Annotated in this window: 17 protein-coding genes; 5 read left to right on the top strand and 12 right to left on the bottom strand. The window is 57.9% G+C overall.

From position 1 onward, the window contains the following. Positions 1-849 carry an ABC transporter substrate-binding protein gene (locus ACU0FH_RS09565; RefSeq protein WP_446194396.1) on the bottom strand — a complete coding sequence of 283 codons (849 nt, stop codon included), beginning with the start codon at positions 847-849 and terminating at the stop codon, positions 1-3. Further along, positions 846-1,829 (bottom strand): prolyl aminopeptidase, encoded by a 984-nt coding sequence (gene pip / locus ACU0FH_RS09560; RefSeq protein WP_446194395.1) that lies wholly within the window; start codon positions 1,827-1,829, stop codon positions 846-848. Before pip ends, ACU0FH_RS09565 begins: the two co-directional genes overlap by 4 nt. A gap of 49 nt (positions 1,830-1,878) precedes the next feature. On the opposite strand from pip, the gene ubiG reads away from it, so the two are divergent. Then, complete coding sequence (gene ubiG / locus ACU0FH_RS09555; protein WP_446194394.1) at positions 1,879-2,628, top strand: bifunctional 2-polyprenyl-6-hydroxyphenol methylase/3-demethylubiquinol 3-O-methyltransferase UbiG; 750 nt, start codon at positions 1,879-1,881, stop codon at positions 2,626-2,628. An 87-nt stretch (positions 2,629-2,715) separates the two neighbouring features. Beyond that, complete coding sequence (locus ACU0FH_RS09550) at positions 2,716-3,753, top strand: sodium:calcium antiporter (RefSeq protein ID WP_446194393.1); 1,038 nt, start codon at positions 2,716-2,718, stop codon at positions 3,751-3,753. A 3-nt stretch (positions 3,754-3,756) separates the two neighbouring features. On the opposite strand, the gene ACU0FH_RS09545 is transcribed toward ACU0FH_RS09550, so the two are convergent. The 4 genes from ACU0FH_RS09545 to ACU0FH_RS09530 are packed head-to-tail and all read right to left on the bottom strand — an operon-like array spanning position 3,757 to position 6,077. Then, entirely contained in the window at positions 3,757-4,200 is a 444-nt protein-coding gene (locus tag ACU0FH_RS09545; protein ID WP_088631705.1) for a MarR family winged helix-turn-helix transcriptional regulator, read from the bottom strand. Between the two features lie 29 nt (positions 4,201-4,229). Continuing rightward, positions 4,230-5,060 (bottom strand): carbon-nitrogen hydrolase family protein, encoded by an 831-nt coding sequence (locus tag ACU0FH_RS09540; RefSeq protein ID WP_446194392.1) that lies wholly within the window; start codon positions 5,058-5,060, stop codon positions 4,230-4,232. Continuing rightward, complete coding sequence (grxC, locus tag ACU0FH_RS09535) at positions 5,060-5,317, bottom strand: glutaredoxin 3 (RefSeq protein WP_238372119.1); 258 nt, start codon at positions 5,315-5,317, stop codon at positions 5,060-5,062. Before grxC ends, ACU0FH_RS09540 begins: the two co-directional genes overlap by 1 nt. A gap of 40 nt (positions 5,318-5,357) precedes the next feature. Next, complete coding sequence (locus ACU0FH_RS09530) at positions 5,358-6,077, bottom strand: ComF family protein (RefSeq protein WP_446194391.1); 720 nt, start codon at positions 6,075-6,077, stop codon at positions 5,358-5,360. A 27-nt stretch (positions 6,078-6,104) separates the two neighbouring features. Between ACU0FH_RS09530 and ACU0FH_RS09525 the strand changes: the two genes are divergently transcribed. Both ACU0FH_RS09525 and hemH read left to right on the top strand, forming a co-directional pair. Next, positions 6,105-6,923: a methyltransferase domain-containing protein gene (locus ACU0FH_RS09525; protein ID WP_446194390.1), complete on the top strand. Its 819-nt coding sequence runs from the start codon at positions 6,105-6,107 to the stop codon at positions 6,921-6,923. 57 nt (positions 6,924-6,980) lie between these two features. Continuing rightward, on the top strand, positions 6,981-8,045 hold the full coding sequence (gene hemH / locus ACU0FH_RS09520; protein WP_446194389.1) for a ferrochelatase: 1,065 nt from the start codon (positions 6,981-6,983) through the stop codon (positions 8,043-8,045). Positions 8,046-8,111: 66 nt separating this feature from the next. Here the strand turns inward: hemH and ACU0FH_RS09515 are convergent, their stop codons facing one another. Together ACU0FH_RS09515 and ACU0FH_RS09510 are read right to left on the bottom strand one after the other, a co-directional pair. After that, positions 8,112-8,294 carry a hypothetical protein gene (locus ACU0FH_RS09515; protein ID WP_088631711.1) on the bottom strand — a complete coding sequence of 61 codons (183 nt, stop codon included), beginning with the start codon at positions 8,292-8,294 and terminating at the stop codon, positions 8,112-8,114. Positions 8,295-8,432: 138 nt separating this feature from the next. Beyond that, entirely contained in the window at positions 8,433-9,044 is a 612-nt protein-coding gene (locus ACU0FH_RS09510; RefSeq protein WP_446194388.1) for a L,D-transpeptidase, read from the bottom strand. Between the two features lie 169 nt (positions 9,045-9,213). On the opposite strand from ACU0FH_RS09510, the gene ACU0FH_RS09505 reads away from it, so the two are divergent. Continuing rightward, complete coding sequence (locus tag ACU0FH_RS09505; RefSeq protein WP_446194387.1) at positions 9,214-9,726, top strand: CAP domain-containing protein; 513 nt, start codon at positions 9,214-9,216, stop codon at positions 9,724-9,726. A gap of 12 nt (positions 9,727-9,738) precedes the next feature. On the opposite strand, the gene ACU0FH_RS09500 is transcribed toward ACU0FH_RS09505, so the two are convergent. The 4 genes from ACU0FH_RS09500 to ACU0FH_RS09485 form a co-directional block, all read right to left on the bottom strand. Then, the gene (locus ACU0FH_RS09500; protein ID WP_446194584.1) at positions 9,739-10,239 is read right to left on the bottom strand and encodes a L,D-transpeptidase family protein; all 501 of its coding nucleotides are present in this window, start codon (positions 10,237-10,239) and stop codon (positions 9,739-9,741) included. A 94-nt stretch (positions 10,240-10,333) separates the two neighbouring features. Continuing rightward, on the bottom strand, positions 10,334-11,560 hold the full coding sequence (locus ACU0FH_RS09495; RefSeq protein WP_446194386.1) for a class I SAM-dependent RNA methyltransferase: 1,227 nt from the start codon (positions 11,558-11,560) through the stop codon (positions 10,334-10,336). Positions 11,561-11,599: 39 nt separating this feature from the next. Continuing rightward, positions 11,600-13,444 (bottom strand): ABC transporter ATP-binding protein, encoded by a 1,845-nt coding sequence (locus ACU0FH_RS09490; RefSeq protein ID WP_446194385.1) that lies wholly within the window; start codon positions 13,442-13,444, stop codon positions 11,600-11,602. Further along, positions 13,441-15,279: an ABC transporter ATP-binding protein gene (locus ACU0FH_RS09485; protein WP_446194384.1), complete on the bottom strand. Its 1,839-nt coding sequence runs from the start codon at positions 15,277-15,279 to the stop codon at positions 13,441-13,443. The genes ACU0FH_RS09490 and ACU0FH_RS09485 overlap by 4 nt, the downstream gene beginning before the upstream one ends. Between the last annotated feature and the right edge of the window lie 116 nt (positions 15,280-15,395).

Raw genomic sequence — 15,395 nt, 5'->3', positions numbered from 1 at the left:
CTAGGCGATCCACCAGCGTTCGGCCAGCCGACCATCATCCAGAGCGCCACGGGCGCCGATCACGCGGGGCATTCCGACGCCTCGTCGCGCCGCGATGGCAATGTTCTGCGACGATGGATGATAAGCGAAGTCGCCCCGATTCAAGACACCGTCCGGGGCCGGAAGCTCGGCCACATCGACAAAACCGTCACGCAGCGCCTCGGCACGGACCGACGGGTCCGAAATAGCGATCACATCAATTGCGTCCAGCCACCCAGCCTGCCCGTCCTTGTAATGCGACGGGACACGTTCGCCGAGGAAATGCCGGTTCTCGTCGATGCGCCGCGCTGCATAAAGCCCAGTACCGATCCCTGTCGCCATAGCCGAGTCGACGCAATCGGCGGGGCAGATCGAAAGAGACTGATTCGCCAGTAGGAAGGGCAGTTGTGGATTTGCCTCGTGCAATTCGATCCGGAGCGTCGAAGTACCGGTCGCTTCGACTGCCGCGATATGGCGGTCAGCGAACCATTCCTGCGACAGCAGAGACGCAACTGCATCGGAAGCGTCAAAGCGCGATCCGTCGTGGAAATCGACTCCGTCACGAAGCTTGAATTCCCAGTTACGTGCGTCATTCGCGCTTTGCCATGAAACGGCGAGCTCACCGCGCAGAACGCCATCCGGTGCGACTTCGGTAAGTGTATCGAAAACCGCGCCGCGCGCCAGTTCCGTGACTTGGTCGTGTTCCCGCGAAACAGCCACGCGCAGCCGTCCCCCGCGTGTCGGTTTCGCGTCCGGCGACAGGCCCGTCGCTGCCAGCAGCGCTGCGGCGGCACCGGATGCAAACAGGGCACGACGGTCGATACGGGTCATTTGGAGCGGGCCTTCCTTGCGATGTCGTCCATGATGCGCACGAGCTCGGCGCTTATACCCGGTTCCGAAAGGGCATGGCCAGCATTGCGCACCATCTTGAGCTGACAGTTGGGCCAAAGTTCCGACAAGGTCCATGCGGAATGCGGCGGACAGATCATGTCATACCGGCCCTGAACGATAACGCCCGGAATTTCGGCGATCCTGTCCATCTGGGACAGAATCTGCCCGTCATATTCAAGGAAACCACCGTTGATGAAATAGTGATTCTCGAGCCGGGCAAAGGCGCGGGCGTATTCGCCGGGGCTTTCCCCCGACGCGCCTGTCGACTGAATTGAGGCCAGCGCATTTTCCCATGCGGACCAGGCCCGACCAAAGCGAACCTCTTCATTCACGTCGCCGGAGAACAAGCGCTTGTGATAGGCGCCGATCATGTCATGGCGTTCTGCGCGCGGGATTTTCTCGACGAATCTTGCCCATGTTTCCGGCCAGAAACGCCCAGCGCCGCCGCCGTAGAACCAGTCGAGTTCTGCCTTTGTCATCAGGAACACGCCGCGAAGGACGATATTGCAGACGCGGGAGGGATGCGTCTGGGAATAGATCAGCGCGAGGGTCGCACCCCAGCTACCGCCAAAAGCAACCCATTTATCGATACCAAGAACTTCGCGGATAGCTTCGATATCCGCGACGAGGTGCCATGTGGTATTATCCGTCACCGAGGCGTGCGGTCTTGATCGCCCGCACCCGCGCTGGTCGAAAAGGATGATACGATAGACCTCGGGGTCGAAATACCGACGCATCGCGGGACTGCATCCGCCGCCGGGGCCACCATGAAGAACGACCACGGGCAGGCCGTTGGGATTGCCACATTGCTCGACATAAATCCGGTGGCCCTGCCCGACATCGAGCATCCGCTGATCGAAAGGGTCGATCGGGGGGTGCAGATATTGAACTGCACGCTTTTGATCCGGGTTTTTGTCCATTACTGACCTATATACTGCCCGGAATACAAAAGGTCATTCAGAGATTGGAATGCAAGTGTCGCAATCGACAATAGACCCAAATGAAGTCGCAAAATTCGAAGCCATGGCTGCAGAATGGTGGGATCCGAACGGAAAGTTCAAGCCTCTCCACGTGATGAATCCCTGTCGACTGGATTACATCACGACTCAGATCGCGGGGGAATTCGAACGTGACGTGAAAACGCCGAATCCCTTTAAAGGCTTGCGCATCCTAGACATCGGCTGCGGCGGTGGCCTGCTGTCCGAACCTATGGCGCGGCTGGGGGCCGAGGTTGTCGGCGCGGACGCGGCCGAGCGCAACATACCGGTCGCGCAGGTGCACGCCGAACAATCAGGTCTGGATATCGACTATCGCAACACCACGGCCGAAGCACTTGCCGCTTCGGGAGAGCAGTTCGATGTCGTGCTCAACATGGAAGTCGTCGAACACGTCGCCGATCCGCTGGCCTATCTGACGGCCTGCCGCGAACTGTTGAAACCCGGCGGGCTGCATATCTGCTCGACGATCAATCGGAACCCGAAATCCTATGCTATGGCAATTTTCGGAGCCGAGGTCGTCATGCGCTGGCTTCCACGGGGAACGCATGATTGGTCGAAATTCATCACCCCGGAAGAGTTGTTCGACCTGTTGACGAAAGCCGGGCTTGAACCGGTAGATCGCAAGGGATTCGTCTTTAACCCGGTGTTGTGGAGCTGGAGCATTTCCCCGCGCGATCTTTCGGTTAACTACGTGACCGCGTCCCTAAAACAGGAAACCTGATGTCGGAACCGTATCTTCTGACAGACGTTCGCAACGCATGACCCGTCGCCGCGCGTACCTGACCGACCCGACCGAGAGCCATCCCGCATGATGGCAGACTTGCCCATTGCAATTATCCTGCTGGTTTTTGCCTGCGCGGGTGGCGTGATCTGCGTATCCGGCGTTTTCATGACAGGCTTGGCCGACAAGCTTGCCGACCGAACCGGTCTTGGCGAGGCAATTGTCGGTGGTGTCATTCTTGGCGCGGCGACGTCTTTGTCCGGTACTGTTGTTTCGGTTACCGCCGCATTGGATGGGCGGGCGTCGTTGGCATTCTCCAATTCCGTTGGCGGTATCGCGGCACAGACCGCTTTTCTGGCTTTCGCCGATCTGATGTTCCGGCGTGCGAACCTTGAACATGCGGCGGCAGAGGTCACGAATATCGTCCAGGGGATTCTGCTGGTCTTGCTGCTGCTGATCCCCATGGCGGCTCTCGTAACGCCTGAATTCACAATTCTTGCCATCCACCCGGCATCCTTCCTTATCCCGGTGATCTATATCGCGGGCCTGTTCGTCTGCCGTTCCGTTCAAGAAGAACCGATGTGGCGTCCGGTCAAGACAAAGGAAACCCGCGAAGACACGCCCGATGATGAAGACGAGCAGACCGCGGCGAAGACGACCTTGCGGCTAGGGCTCGAATTTGGAGGTCTCATGGCGGTCATGGGCCTTTCCGGATGGCTGATCGCACAGAGCGGTTCGGCGCTTACTGACAGGCTTGGCATATCGGCATCGCTGGTCGGGGCGCTTTTGACGGCAACTGTCACCTCGCTGCCCGAGCTTGTGACGACTTTGGCTGCAGTTCGGCGCGGCGCGCTGCAACTTGCTGTCGGCGGGATCATCGGGGGCAATACGTTTGACACGCTGTTCCTGACCGCGGCCGACGTGTCATATCGAGAAGGGTCGCTTTACCATGCGGCCACCAACCAGGATTACTTCTGGGTTGTTACCGCCGCGCTGATGACCACCTGCCTCTTGGCCGGGCTCGTCGTGCGCGAACGCAGCGGACCGGCGGGGATAGGATTTGACAGTCTATCTCTGCTTGGCATCTACCTCGGCGCAATCGCCCTGCAGGTGCTCGCTTTCTGAGAGTCAGCCGCGCGGCTCCAGACGAGCGCGCAATTCACGCAGAACGGGGAGAACAGTGCGCACCTTCTCCGCGCCCATATCTCCGACAACTTCGTTGATGAGCGGCGCAATCGAGGCGACAGCGTGATCGCGGGCCTGCCGACCCGCCGGACTGATCGCAACCATCTTGCGGCGCGCATCGTCCCAATCCGGGCGGATATGCACGTAGCCGGCCCATTCCAGTTTCGACAGGGTATTGGTCATCGCACCGCGCGTCACATGGAACGTCTGGGCCAATTGTGCGGGCGAACGCTCCCCTCCCACGAAAACAAGCTGATTCAACACCGAGAAATGCGAAATCTCCATGCCCTTGGGCAGGACTTTTGACAGCCTGTTACGCATAAGCTGATCGGCGGCCAAAATCTCGCTGAACAGGGTCACGGCGAGCGCATTTGTTTCCTCGGACATGGCCGTTCAATTCCCAGTGACTAATGTCTTCAAGGGCCGTCGAACGCGCGGATATGCTGCAGCGACGGCACTTTCTGTCGTGCAAGTTCCACTGATTTATCATCCATGTCAAAAATGTGAATGCCCGGTTCCGTTCCGGCATCCAGCAAGACCTCTCCCCACGGCGAAACCGCAAGGCTGTGGCCGTGGGTCTTGCGCGTGTTGCCCACGCTTGCGGAATGCGTCCCGGTTTGAGCGGGGGCCAGAACAAAACAGCCGGTTTCAATGGCCCGCGCGCGTAGGAGTGATTCCCAATGCGCCGCGCCGGTGACATAGGAAAAGGCAGCGGGAACCGTCAGCACCTTTGCCCCCGCCAGCGCCAGTTGTTGGTAGAGCATCGGAAACCGGACATCGTAGCAAACCGTCATGCCAACAGGCATGAAATCGGTGTCGACCACCACGGCCTTATCGCCGGGCCTGTAGCCTGCGGATTCACGGTAGGTCTCTTCGGCAGAGACATTCACATCGAACATGTGAATCTTGTCGTACCGCGCGCGGATTGCTCCATCGGGACCGATCATGAAGGACCGGTTGGCAAAGCGACCGTCGGGGTCGTTGGTCTTGAGCCCGAGGGAACCGATCAGCAGCCAGACACCGTGCGCTTTCGCCTTATCCTGCAACGCAGGGAGCGTTTCGTCCTCTTCTTCCGTTCTCAGAACGGACCGCTGGTGGTCCCGGCTGGAGGAAACGCAATTGGTCACTTCGGGCGTCAGCAGGAACTTCGCGCCGACATCGACCGCCTGATCGATATAGTCGCTTACGGTTGCGAGGTTTTTCCGTGGGTCGTCTGACGACGTCAGCTGGATCAGCGCGGTTTTCATCAGGCCGCCAACAGGGAGTCGAGTTTACCCGCCCGGTCGAGCGCGTAGAGATCGTCACACCCACCGACATGGGTATCACCGATGAAAATCTGCGGCACCGTGCGCCCACCGTTGGCACGCTGGATCATCTCGGGCTTGCGATCCGGCTGGGCCAGAACATCGATTTCGGAGAAATTCACACCCTTCTGAGTTAGCAGGCGTTTCGCGGCATGGCAAAAGCCACAGAGTGGGGAGGTATAGATTTCGACTTGTTTCATCGATTGGGTTCCGCGCTATGTCAGTTGTTTGACGCAGAACCTAATCATCCTTTGGCACGCGCGCCAGTACCAGCACGTAAACGTCACCCGAGCCCGCCTCAATGCAGGCTTCGGCGCAGGCGGAAAGCGTGGCACCCGAGGTCATGACGTCATCGACGACAAGCACAGGTCGACCTGTCAGCCGATGCCTCCGCTTTGAATGCACCGTGATCGCACCCTGCAGAACGGCCTGTCTTTCCTGCGCTGTCTTTCCATCGAGCGATGGTGTCTGCGACGTGCGCACAAGCAGATCCGGACAGTAAGGCAGCCCCGTTTCCCGGGCCAATGCCTGCACCAGCAACGCGGATTGGTTGTATCGACGCTTTAACAAGCGGCTTCTGTGTAATGGAACGGGGGCAATCAGCATATTGTCGCGAATGAGCGGCCTTGCCGATCTTGCCATCCAGAGAGCCGTCGGACGCACAACTTCGGGACGGTCGCCATGTTTCAACCCGAGAATGATCTTACGTGCCTGATCCTTGTAGAGAAGCGTTGCCCTCCCTTGGACCCAAGGGCGCGGGTTCTTCATGCAATCGTCGCATTCCGTCCGGTGATTGTCTTCTTGGCCCTGCAGCGGAATGCCACAAGAGTCGCATACCGTCCCGTCAATGAATGGCGTATCGCGCCAGCATGTGCCGCAAAGACCGAAATCGCTGTTCACCATTGTTCCGCAGCCAAGGCAGCGCGGGGGATACAAAAGCTGAACTGTCGTTTGAAACATCTTTCGCCTCCGATTACATAGCGCTTTATGAACGCCACAACCCAACTCTTTGACCGCGACGCCCTGCGCCTGCACAGGGCAAGGGCCCGTCAGGAAGCGCTGTTTCTGCACCTCGCAGCTCAAGAGGAGGTTCAGGATCGGCTGTCCATGGTTAATAAAACCCTAACCAAACCAGCGATCATCACGCCCTTTCCGGAAATCTGGCGGCCCGTCTTTCCCGATGCCCGGATCGTAGACGACAGCGACGTGCTTGGGTTGGAGCCGGGTTCGTTCGACCTTGTCATTCATGCCATGGCTCTGCACTGGGCAAACGATCCGGTCGGGCAGCTTATCCAGTCGCGCCGGGCGCTACAGCCGGACGGGCTTTTCCTTGGTGTTCTGCTAGGGGGCGGCACACTGAACGAATTGCGTTCTGCGCTTGGACAGGCCGAGACCGAAGTAACCGGCGGCTTGTCCCCGCGCATCGCACCGATGTCCGAAATCCGCGATCTTGGCGCGCTCTTGCAGCGGGCCGGGCTGGCGCTGCCAGTGGCAGACACCGTGCCTCTTACCGCAGAGTATCGTGACCTGCGCCACCTGCTGCACGATCTGCGAGATATGGGCGAGACCAATGCCATGACAAACAGGCTTCGACGGCCCACCGGCAAGGCAGTATTCAACCGCGCTGAAGAGCTTTACCGTACGCATTTCGCGACGGATTCAGGACGGCTGCGAGCCACGTTCGAATTGGCCTGCCTGACAGGCTGGGCACCAGATGAGAGCCAGCAAAAGCCGCTTCGACCCGGTTCGGCCAAGGCAAGACTTGCAGATGCGCTGAAGACCTCAGAGGTGCCACTCAAAGATTGACGAAGTGCGGATAGCGGTTATCTGCACTGTCACAAGTACATCAAGGGACAGATCCACATGCAAGAGATGACCAAGACAGCCGCCTGTCCTGTCCATGCTCCAAAAGACCATCCGAAAGTCCCCGAGGAAAAGATCGGCGTGCTGCTGGCAAATCTCGGCACGCCGGATCATTACGATTACTGGTCAATGCGGCGATATCTGAACGAGTTCCTGTCCGATCAGCGGGTCATCGACTATCCCAAGTGGAAGTGGCAGCCACTGTTGCAGCTTATCATTCTGACCAAGCGGCCTTTTTCGAGCGGCGCGGCCTATAAATCGATCTGGAATGAAGAGGACGACGAAAGCCCGCTTTTGACCATAACGAAAAAGCAGTCGGACAAGATCACCGAGACCATGAAGGCGCGCTATGGCGACCGGGTCATGGTCGATTTCTGCATGCGCTACGGGAACCCGTCCACACCTGACAAGGTGCGCCAGATGGTCGAGGCGGGCTGCCAGAAGATCCTCTTCTTTCCGCTCTACCCGCATTACGCGGGCGCAACACTTGCCACGGCGAACGACGCTTTCTTTCGCGCCTTGATGAAAGAGAAATGGCAACCCGCGAGCCGCACTGTCCCGGCTTATTTCGACAGGTCCGATTACATCGACGCTCTGGCCCAATCGGTAGAGCGTGCCTATGCCAATTTGGAAACAAAGCCGGATTGTCTGGTGGTTTCCTACCACGGGATGCCGCTGCGCTATCTGACGGATGGCGACCCCTATCATTGCCAGTGCCAGAAGGCGACGCGCCTCTTGAAGGAACGTCTTGGCTGGGCCGATACGGACATCCGCACGACGTTCCAGTCGGTCTTTGGACCGGAGGAATGGCTCAAGCCCTACACGGTGAAGGAAGTGGCCAAGATGGCCAGCGAAGAGGGCAAAAAGAACATCGCAGTCATCGCCCCGGCCTTTTCAGCCGACTGTGTCGAAACGCTGGAAGAGATCAACGAGGAGATCCGTGAAAGCTTTATCCATGCGGGTGGCGAAACCTTTACCTATATCCCCTGCCTGAACGACGATGAGGCGCACATAAGCTGCCTGTCATCCGTAATCGAAGAGAACCTAAGAGGCTGGATCGACTAACTAATCTTCAGACACAAAAAAAGGCGGTGGAGAACCACCGCCTTTTCTTTTGGTACCGTATCGCGCTTAGTTAGCTGCGACAGCGGCCGCAACCAGAACCAGCAGAACCAGCGGCAGGATGATGCCGCTCGAGGAGCTACCAGCTTCTTCAACGATGACCGGTGCTTCGATGATCGGCTCTTCCAGCGTACCTGCGGAAGCGGTCGAAGCTGCTGCGGTCAGTGCAGCGGCGAGAACGAGTTTCTTCATATTAACCTCCAGAATAAGCACAATTCAGAACAATGAATCGTGCGCCCAAGACTTACCTCGTGCATTTTTCTAACCAGCAAAACAGATAGATTGCAAATGGTTGTTAGTATCGGTTCGTGTTGCCAAGCGGGAATGTCGTCAAATTAGCAACACTTGCGTGCCGTTCTGGGTCATCGAAAAGAGCTCGGCGATATGTTCGTTGTAGAGCCCGATACAACCGTTCGAAGACCGACGCCCGATCTTGCGTGTATCGTGCGTTCCATGGATACGATAATACTGCCAGCCGAGGTACAATGCATGGGTGCCAAGCGGGTTATCCGGACCGGGCGGAATGTGCTTTGGCCACTCGGGATTGCGCTTGAGCATGTTCGGCGTCGGCCGCCAATCTGGACCTTCAACTTTACGCACGACCGAAGTGCGACCTCGGCGGGTCAGGTCCTCGGTCAGCGGAACGCTGGAGGGGTAGAGCTTGTAGGTCAGCCCGTCCTCGCTCCAGAAATGCAGCGCCCGCGAGGTGACATCGACAAGGATCGCGCCTTTGCGCAGGTTACTGAAGTAAGGCTGCCACTCGAGCGACCGGAAGCTCGAGATATTGCGACGCACAGTCTGCGAAAGATCGCGTTCAATTTCGGTGGTCGCGGCGGTGTCCGTAACCGAACCCGTCTGTGCCAGCGCCGGCGTTGCGAGCATTGTTGCCGCGCCAGCCAGAAAGCCGCGCCGGGTCGGCTCGCTTTTGCTTGAATTGGTCATTGGATCATCCCGTTCGCCTAAGGTACTAGTTCTGAACTTGATGATATGGCGCGAATGACGCAGTCGCAAATCAATCCGCTGTTCATCGGTCAGATTTGACTTATGTACAGTATCGTTGCATCTGCTCTTGAGCTAGACGCAAGTTTGGATTCCACGAGCGGAGTGCGGAATGATACGCATAATTTCTTTGGTAATAGCTGCTGCAATTGCACTGTCCGGTTGCGTTTCACAGCCGGAGACAAGACTTGGTGCGGATGGTCAGCCATTGCCGAAACTGTATCGCATCCGTGCTTCGGATTCGTCCAAGATCGAATATCGCATGCTCGATTCGATCAATTCTTTGCGACAGGCACGCGGCGTTTCGCCGGTAGAATTGAACGCGCAACTCAATGCAGCGGCTGCGACTCACTCGCGCGATATGTCGGTTCAGAACCGTCCCTGGCACTTTGGCTCGGACGGATCTTCTCCGATCGAACGCGTGGCGCGCACCGGGTATGCAGGAAGGATGCTGGGCGAAAACATCTCGGAAACTTACGAAACCGAGCTTGAGACCCTTGCCGCCTGGATGGAGGAAGAAGGCACCCGCGAAGTTATCCTTTCGCCGGATGCCCGGAACCTTGGTTTCTCCTGGTATCAGGAAAGCAACGGCAAGATCTGGTGGACATTGTTAATGGGCAGCTAAGCTGCCCATTCATCAGGCGCGGATGGTGATCACCGTGCCATCCCGGACCATCGCATAAATCTGTTCGATCTCACGATTTTTTACCGCAATGCAGCCAGCAGTCCAGTTCTTGCGCTTCGCAAGCTTGCGGTTTTTGTTGGGCTCGCCATGGATGAAGATATCACCCCCCGGGCTTTTCCCCTGCGACTGCGCATAAGCGATATCCTCGGCATTCGGGTATGAGATCCCGACGGACAGGTGAAATTTGCTGTTCGGGTTGCGCTTGTCGATCAGGTACGTGCCCTCCGGCGTTTTCCCGTCGCCTTCGAACTGCTTCGGCCCGGCCGGTGCAAAGCCCAGATCGATATCATAGGCTTTAAGAATTTCGGTATGGTGAAGAAGATACATCTGCCTGGATGACTTGTTCACCACGACAGATGTGACTTCGGGCCCGTTATACCGTTTGAATTTGCTGCTGCAGCCCGGAATCGCCAGCAGAGCAAGCAATCCAAGACCAAACGACCTGCGTTTCATGATGCGTACTGTCCCAATAGGTTTTTTTATGACCCATATCGTTACCGGTTGATTTTGAGAAATCAAATATTGGAAAGACGCGGTTAAATTTTCCTTACCGCTTGCCCAGCCGAAAGGACCCGACCAGTTCGGTATGCACCGACCATCGGAACTGATCGACGACCTGCACCCATTCAAGATCGTATCCCGCATCCACCAAGGCACGCGCATCGCGGGCAAAAGTTACAGGGTTGCAGGACACATGAGCAATGACCGGCACGCCACTTTGGGCCAGTTCGCGAATCTGTGCTTCGGCCCCTGCCCTTGGCGGATCAATAACGACAGCGTCTACCCGTTTGAATTCATCGGGTTGCAGGGGGCGGCGAAAAAGATCACGCGCTTCGCTTGTCAGTTTTTTCAGCCCGCCCACAGCACGCCAGCCTTTAACCAGCGCATCAGTCATCTCCGGATCGCCTTCGACGGCATGTACCTCGGCGGTTTTCGATAGTGGCAAGGCAAACGTGCCGCAGCCGGCGAAGAGATCTACAACCTTGTCCGCCGACCCGACGATCTCAAGCACCGCCGCCAAAAGCGCAGCTTCGCCTTCGGGCGTTGCTTGCAAGAAAGCGCCGGGCGGCGGCACGACCGACGCCGGTCCGAATTTCTGCACCGGGGGTTCTCGCATGGCGATCATTTCCTGATCCCAAGCCAGACGAGCAATTCCGCTTGTTTCCGCAAACTGCGCGAGCTCCATGCGCAATTGATCATCCAGCTCTCTGCCGCCCGAAACCGAGACGTCGAGCCCTGACAGTGAGGCGGTCAAAGTCACGGCAAGTTCGCCTTTTCGGCTTCCAAACTGGCTTGCCAGAGCCTCTACCATCGGCAGGGCCGCGACGAGCGCGGGATCGAGAAGATGGCAATTGGGAATCTCTGTAATCGTACCGGATGCTTTGCCGTGAAACCCGGCAAGTGCGCCCTTTTTTGTCCGGCGTGCCGCAAGCGTGGCCCGGCGTCGCGTGCGAGGTGGCGATGTCAGGACCGGGCGGAATTCGGTTTCCAGACCCTGTGCAAGCAAAGCTGATCGCACGAATTCAAGCTTCCATTTGGCCGTGAACTCTTCGGACGCGTGCTGAAGCTGGCAGCCACCGCAGCTCTTGTAATGGCGACAGGGAGGCTGAACGCGGTCGACAGAAGGGGTGACAATGCGAATGTCGCGCAAATGCGATCCGTCCAGTTCACCGGTAACGGTTTCGCCGGGCAGCGTGCGGGCTGCGAACACGGGACCGGGCGCAATCCCATCGCCCTGATGGCCCAGTCGTTCAATAGTGATTTCTGTCTGCATGAGAGTTGTCTTATCGGCTAGTCGACCGGTTAGACAATCTCATTCAGCGGCCTCGGCACCGATGAAACCGCCAGATTGCCTGTTCCAGAACTGAGCATAGAGTCCACCTTTGGCCAACAAGCTTTCGTGTGTCCCGATTTCGGCGATCCGACCGTTATCCATGACCATGATCCGGTCCATTTCAGACAGGGTTGAAAGACGGTGCGCAATGGCCAGAACGGTCTTCCCCTCCATCACCCGCTCGAGCGCCGACTGAATAGCGGCCTCAACTTCGGAATCTAGCGCGCTTGTCGCTTCGTCCAGGACCAGAATCGGCGCGTCTTTCAGGATGGCGCGGGCCAGCGCGATGCGCTGCCTCTGGCCGCCGGAAAGCTTTACGCCGCGTTCACCCAGATGAGCGTCATATCCTTTGCGCCCCTTGTGATCTTCGAGGTCCAAGATAAAATCATGCGCTTCGGCTTTTTCCGTCGCGGCGAGCAAGTCTTCCCAGCTTGCCTCGGGACGACCATAAAGGATGTTGTCCTTGGCAGAGCGATTGAACATCGCGGTTTCCTGCGTAACCATGCCGATCTGGCGGCGCAGGCTTTCCTGAGTGATATTTTCGATATTCTGACCGTCGATCCGAATTTCGCCAGATTCGCCTTTGTAAAGCTTAAGCAGCAGCGAAACGAGCGTGGATTTGCCAGCCCCCGAGGCACCGACGATGCCCAGTTTCTCACCCGGCTGGATGGTGAGATTGATATTTTCGACGCCGCCATGATCCCTGCCGTAGGCAAAGTTCACATTGTCGAAAACGATTTCGCCGTTCGATACCGCAAGATGTGGCGTATCTTCCGGGTCCTGCAGTCGGATGCGGGGGGTAAGGGTCCGCATTCCGTCTTCGACTTCGCCAAGGTTGGAATAGATGGCCATAAGGGTAAAGCTCACCCAGCCGGTCATCTGAGCGATACGAATCGACACCGCTCCGGCAGCGACGATATCACCTTCGCTGGCGACACCATTTTGCCAAAGCAAGAGGGTTCCGCCGATCAGCAGCACGGGTAACAGCCCGGCAAGGGACATCAGGCAGAACCGGAAGGCTGCCGAGAGATATCCGAATTCAAGCGCCCTGCTTCGGAAAGTGCTCATCGCGCCCAGCGCGGCGCGGTCTTCGTGATCTGCATGGGCGAAAAGCTTGACCGTCTTGATGTTCGTAATCGTGTCGACCACCTGTCCCGACACCATCGCACGCGCGCTGGCCCGACCGGCCGCCAAGCGCCGGATGCGCGGCAGAAACCACATGATCAAAGAAAAATAACCGACAAGCCAAACGCTGAATATGACGGTGATCCAGCCGCCAATACTCGACAAAAGCACCATTGCCCCGGCCAGTGAGGCCAGCGCGAATGCGATGACGTTGATTGTTTCCGAGGCGACATCCGTCACAGCGCGCGCACATTGCATCTGCTTCTGCGCGATGCGACCCGCGAAATCGTCGTCGAAGAACTTTACCGCCTGCCCAAGCGTCCAACGATGCAGACGCGAGAGCACCAGAGGGTTCACATTGGGCTGCACGATGATCGAGTTCGATGCAGAGGAAAGGCCAAAGAGAATTGGCCTCGCCACGAGGAAGAAGGCGACCGCCATGACGATGATGCCAAGGTTGGACCCATCAAAAAAGTTTCCCGGCCCTGAAGCCGTGGCGGCATCAATGACAAGCCCGAGGATCCATGCGGTGCCCGCTTCTACCGCCCCGGCCGCCGCTGAAAGGGCGGCCGCCAGCCAGAGCGCGGGCCAAGCGCCCGAAAGGCACCAGCGCATAAACGCGCCCAAGGTCTGGGGCGGCGGTCCTTCCGCAGGACGGAAGGAATCGATCATATCGCCAAGCCTTGAGCCTGTTTTCATTCAGCTGCCTCGGTATTCAGGAACCCGCCAGACTGGCGTGCCCAGAACTCGGCATATAGCCCGCCCGAGGCTAAAAGCACGTCATGGCTGCCTTGCTCGACGATATGTCCCTGATCCAGAACAAGAATGCGGTCCATCTGAGCAATGGTGGACAGGCGGTGGGCGATGGCAATGACCGTTTTGCCTTCCATCATGCCATAGAGCGTCTTCTGGATTTCGGCTTCGACCTCGGAGTCCAGCGCGCTGGTAGCCTCGTCAAGCAATAGGATCGGCGCGTCCTTTAGAATCACCCGCGCCAAGGTCACCCGCTGGCGCTGCCCGCCAGACAGCTTGATACCTCGTTCACCTACCTGCGCATCATAGCCACGACGCCCCTGAGGGTCGACGAGATCCATGATGAAATCATGGGCCTGCGCCTGCCGGGCCGCGGCGATCATCTCTTCCTCAGTAGCCTCTGGTCGACCATAGAGAATATTCTCACGGACCGAACGGTGCAAAAGGGCACTGTCCTGCTGGACCATACCGATATGACTGCGCAGACTTTCCTGCTGAACGCGCGCGATATCCTGACCATCCATCAGAACCCGACCAGAATCCGGATCATAGAAACGCAGGAGCAGCTTGACCAATGTCGACTTTCCGGCACCAGACCGCCCGATCAGTCCGACCTTTTCACCCGGCTCGATGGTCAGGTTCAGCTTGTCCAATCCACCAGTCCCGCGGCCATAGTGGTGCGACAGGTCCTGCAGCTCCACACGTCCGCGATCCAGTTGCAAAGGCTTGGCCCCTGGCGCATCGACCAGATCAATCGGCTGCGCGATCGTTTCCATACCCTCGGCCACTACGCCGAGTTCACGGAAAAACGACGTCAGCGCCCACATGATCCATCCAGTCATGGCGTTCAGACGGAGAGTCAGAGCTGTCGCGGCTGCGACAACACCCACACTCGCCAAGCCCTGATACCACAACAAGATGGCCCAGCCGACCACGCCCACGATCAGCAGACCGTTGAGCGTGACAAGTGCGAGGTCCATCTTGGTAAATATACGCATTTCGACCTGAAACGAGGCGCGCGCGCCCTCGATGGCTTCCTTGGCATAATCCAGTTCACGGTCATCATGCGCAAACATCTTCACCGAGCTGATATTGGTGTAGCTGTCGACAACCCGGCCAGTGAAGGTTGACCGAGCATCCGCCGCGGCCTTGGAAGCAGGCCCGACGTTTGCAACAGTCCAGCGGATCAGGAATCCGTAGAGTACGAACCATGCAAGCAGCGGCAGGATCAGACGAACGTCAGCGGTTATCAAAAGAACGGCAGCGCCCACCAGATAGGCCAGCGAAAAGGAAATCGCATCGAAGACCTGAAACACCACCTCGCCCGCCGCCGGCGGCGCCTGAACGATACGGTTGGCGATACGTCCGGCGAAGTCGTTCTCGAACCAGCCGACCGATTGCCGAAGAACATGCCGATGCGCCCGCCAGCGGAAAACCGTTGTGAAATTGGGCAGGATCGTATTGTTCAGCAAGACCACGTCCAGCGCGGAAATAAGCGGACGCAGCGTCAGCAGGAACAAGCCAACCAGACTGATTTCAACCCAGTGGCGCTGCCATACGTCGGCCGGATCGCCGCCAAGAATATCGACGAGGCGGCCCATGTACCAGATCAGGCCGACCTCTATCGCAGCAACGACAACGGACAGAAGCGCGGTCCAGAGGAACACCCTCCAGAACGGTCCGCAAAGATCCCGCATGAACGGCCAGAGCCTTGTCGGAGGGCGATCCTTTTCCTCGTAGGAAACATAGGGATCAATAAGATTTTCAAAGAAACGAAACATGTCGGAGGTGCTCCTTGGCGAGCGAGTAGGCGCAAATGTAGTGCGGGGTGCCGTCAACTGCGCACCCGTTACGGGGCGGTCAGCTTAAATAAACCAGAGCCCGTAATACATTTGCA

The sequence above is a fragment of the Heliomarina sp. genome, from assembly GCF_052826185.1.
Note: the sequence above shows the minus strand (reverse complement) of the source record. Positions and strands in the feature narration are given on the sequence as shown.

What these genes read in the sequence shown, in the direction of transcription:
- ACU0FH_RS09510 (WP_446194388.1), bottom strand. Translation starts at nt 9,044, where the DNA reads ATGACCAATTCAAGCAAAAGCGAGCCGACCCGGCGCGGCTTTCTGGCT.
- ACU0FH_RS09515 (WP_088631711.1), bottom strand. Translation starts at nt 8,294, where the DNA reads ATGAAGAAACTCGTTCTCGCCGCTGCACTGACCGCAGCAGCTTCGACC.
- ACU0FH_RS09550 (WP_446194393.1), top strand. Translation starts at nt 2,716, where the DNA reads ATGATGGCAGACTTGCCCATTGCAATTATCCTGCTGGTTTTTGCCTGC.
- ACU0FH_RS09525 (WP_446194390.1), top strand. Translation starts at nt 6,105, where the DNA reads ATGAACGCCACAACCCAACTCTTTGACCGCGACGCCCTGCGCCTGCAC.
- hemH (WP_446194389.1), top strand. Translation starts at nt 6,981, where the DNA reads ATGCAAGAGATGACCAAGACAGCCGCCTGTCCTGTCCATGCTCCAAAA.
- ACU0FH_RS09540 (WP_446194392.1), bottom strand. Translation starts at nt 5,060, where the DNA reads ATGAAAACCGCGCTGATCCAGCTGACGTCGTCAGACGACCCACGGAAA.
- ACU0FH_RS09500 (WP_446194584.1), bottom strand. Translation starts at nt 10,239, where the DNA reads ATGAAACGCAGGTCGTTTGGTCTTGGATTGCTTGCTCTGCTGGCGATT.
- ACU0FH_RS09495 (WP_446194386.1), bottom strand. Translation starts at nt 11,560, where the DNA reads ATGCAGACAGAAATCACTATTGAACGACTGGGCCATCAGGGCGATGGG.
- ACU0FH_RS09505 (WP_446194387.1), top strand. Translation starts at nt 9,214, where the DNA reads ATGATACGCATAATTTCTTTGGTAATAGCTGCTGCAATTGCACTGTCC.
- grxC (WP_238372119.1), bottom strand. Translation starts at nt 5,317, where the DNA reads ATGAAACAAGTCGAAATCTATACCTCCCCACTCTGTGGCTTTTGCCAT.
- ACU0FH_RS09545 (WP_088631705.1), bottom strand. Translation starts at nt 4,200, where the DNA reads ATGTCCGAGGAAACAAATGCGCTCGCCGTGACCCTGTTCAGCGAGATT.
- pip (WP_446194395.1), bottom strand. Translation starts at nt 1,829, where the DNA reads ATGGACAAAAACCCGGATCAAAAGCGTGCAGTTCAATATCTGCACCCC.
- ubiG (WP_446194394.1), top strand. Translation starts at nt 1,879, where the DNA reads ATGCAAGTGTCGCAATCGACAATAGACCCAAATGAAGTCGCAAAATTC.
- ACU0FH_RS09485 (WP_446194384.1), bottom strand. Translation starts at nt 15,279, where the DNA reads ATGTTTCGTTTCTTTGAAAATCTTATTGATCCCTATGTTTCCTACGAG.
- ACU0FH_RS09490 (WP_446194385.1), bottom strand. Translation starts at nt 13,444, where the DNA reads ATGAAAACAGGCTCAAGGCTTGGCGATATGATCGATTCCTTCCGTCCT.
- ACU0FH_RS09530 (WP_446194391.1), bottom strand. Translation starts at nt 6,077, where the DNA reads ATGTTTCAAACGACAGTTCAGCTTTTGTATCCCCCGCGCTGCCTTGGC.
- ACU0FH_RS09565 (WP_446194396.1), bottom strand. Translation starts at nt 849, where the DNA reads ATGACCCGTATCGACCGTCGTGCCCTGTTTGCATCCGGTGCCGCCGCA.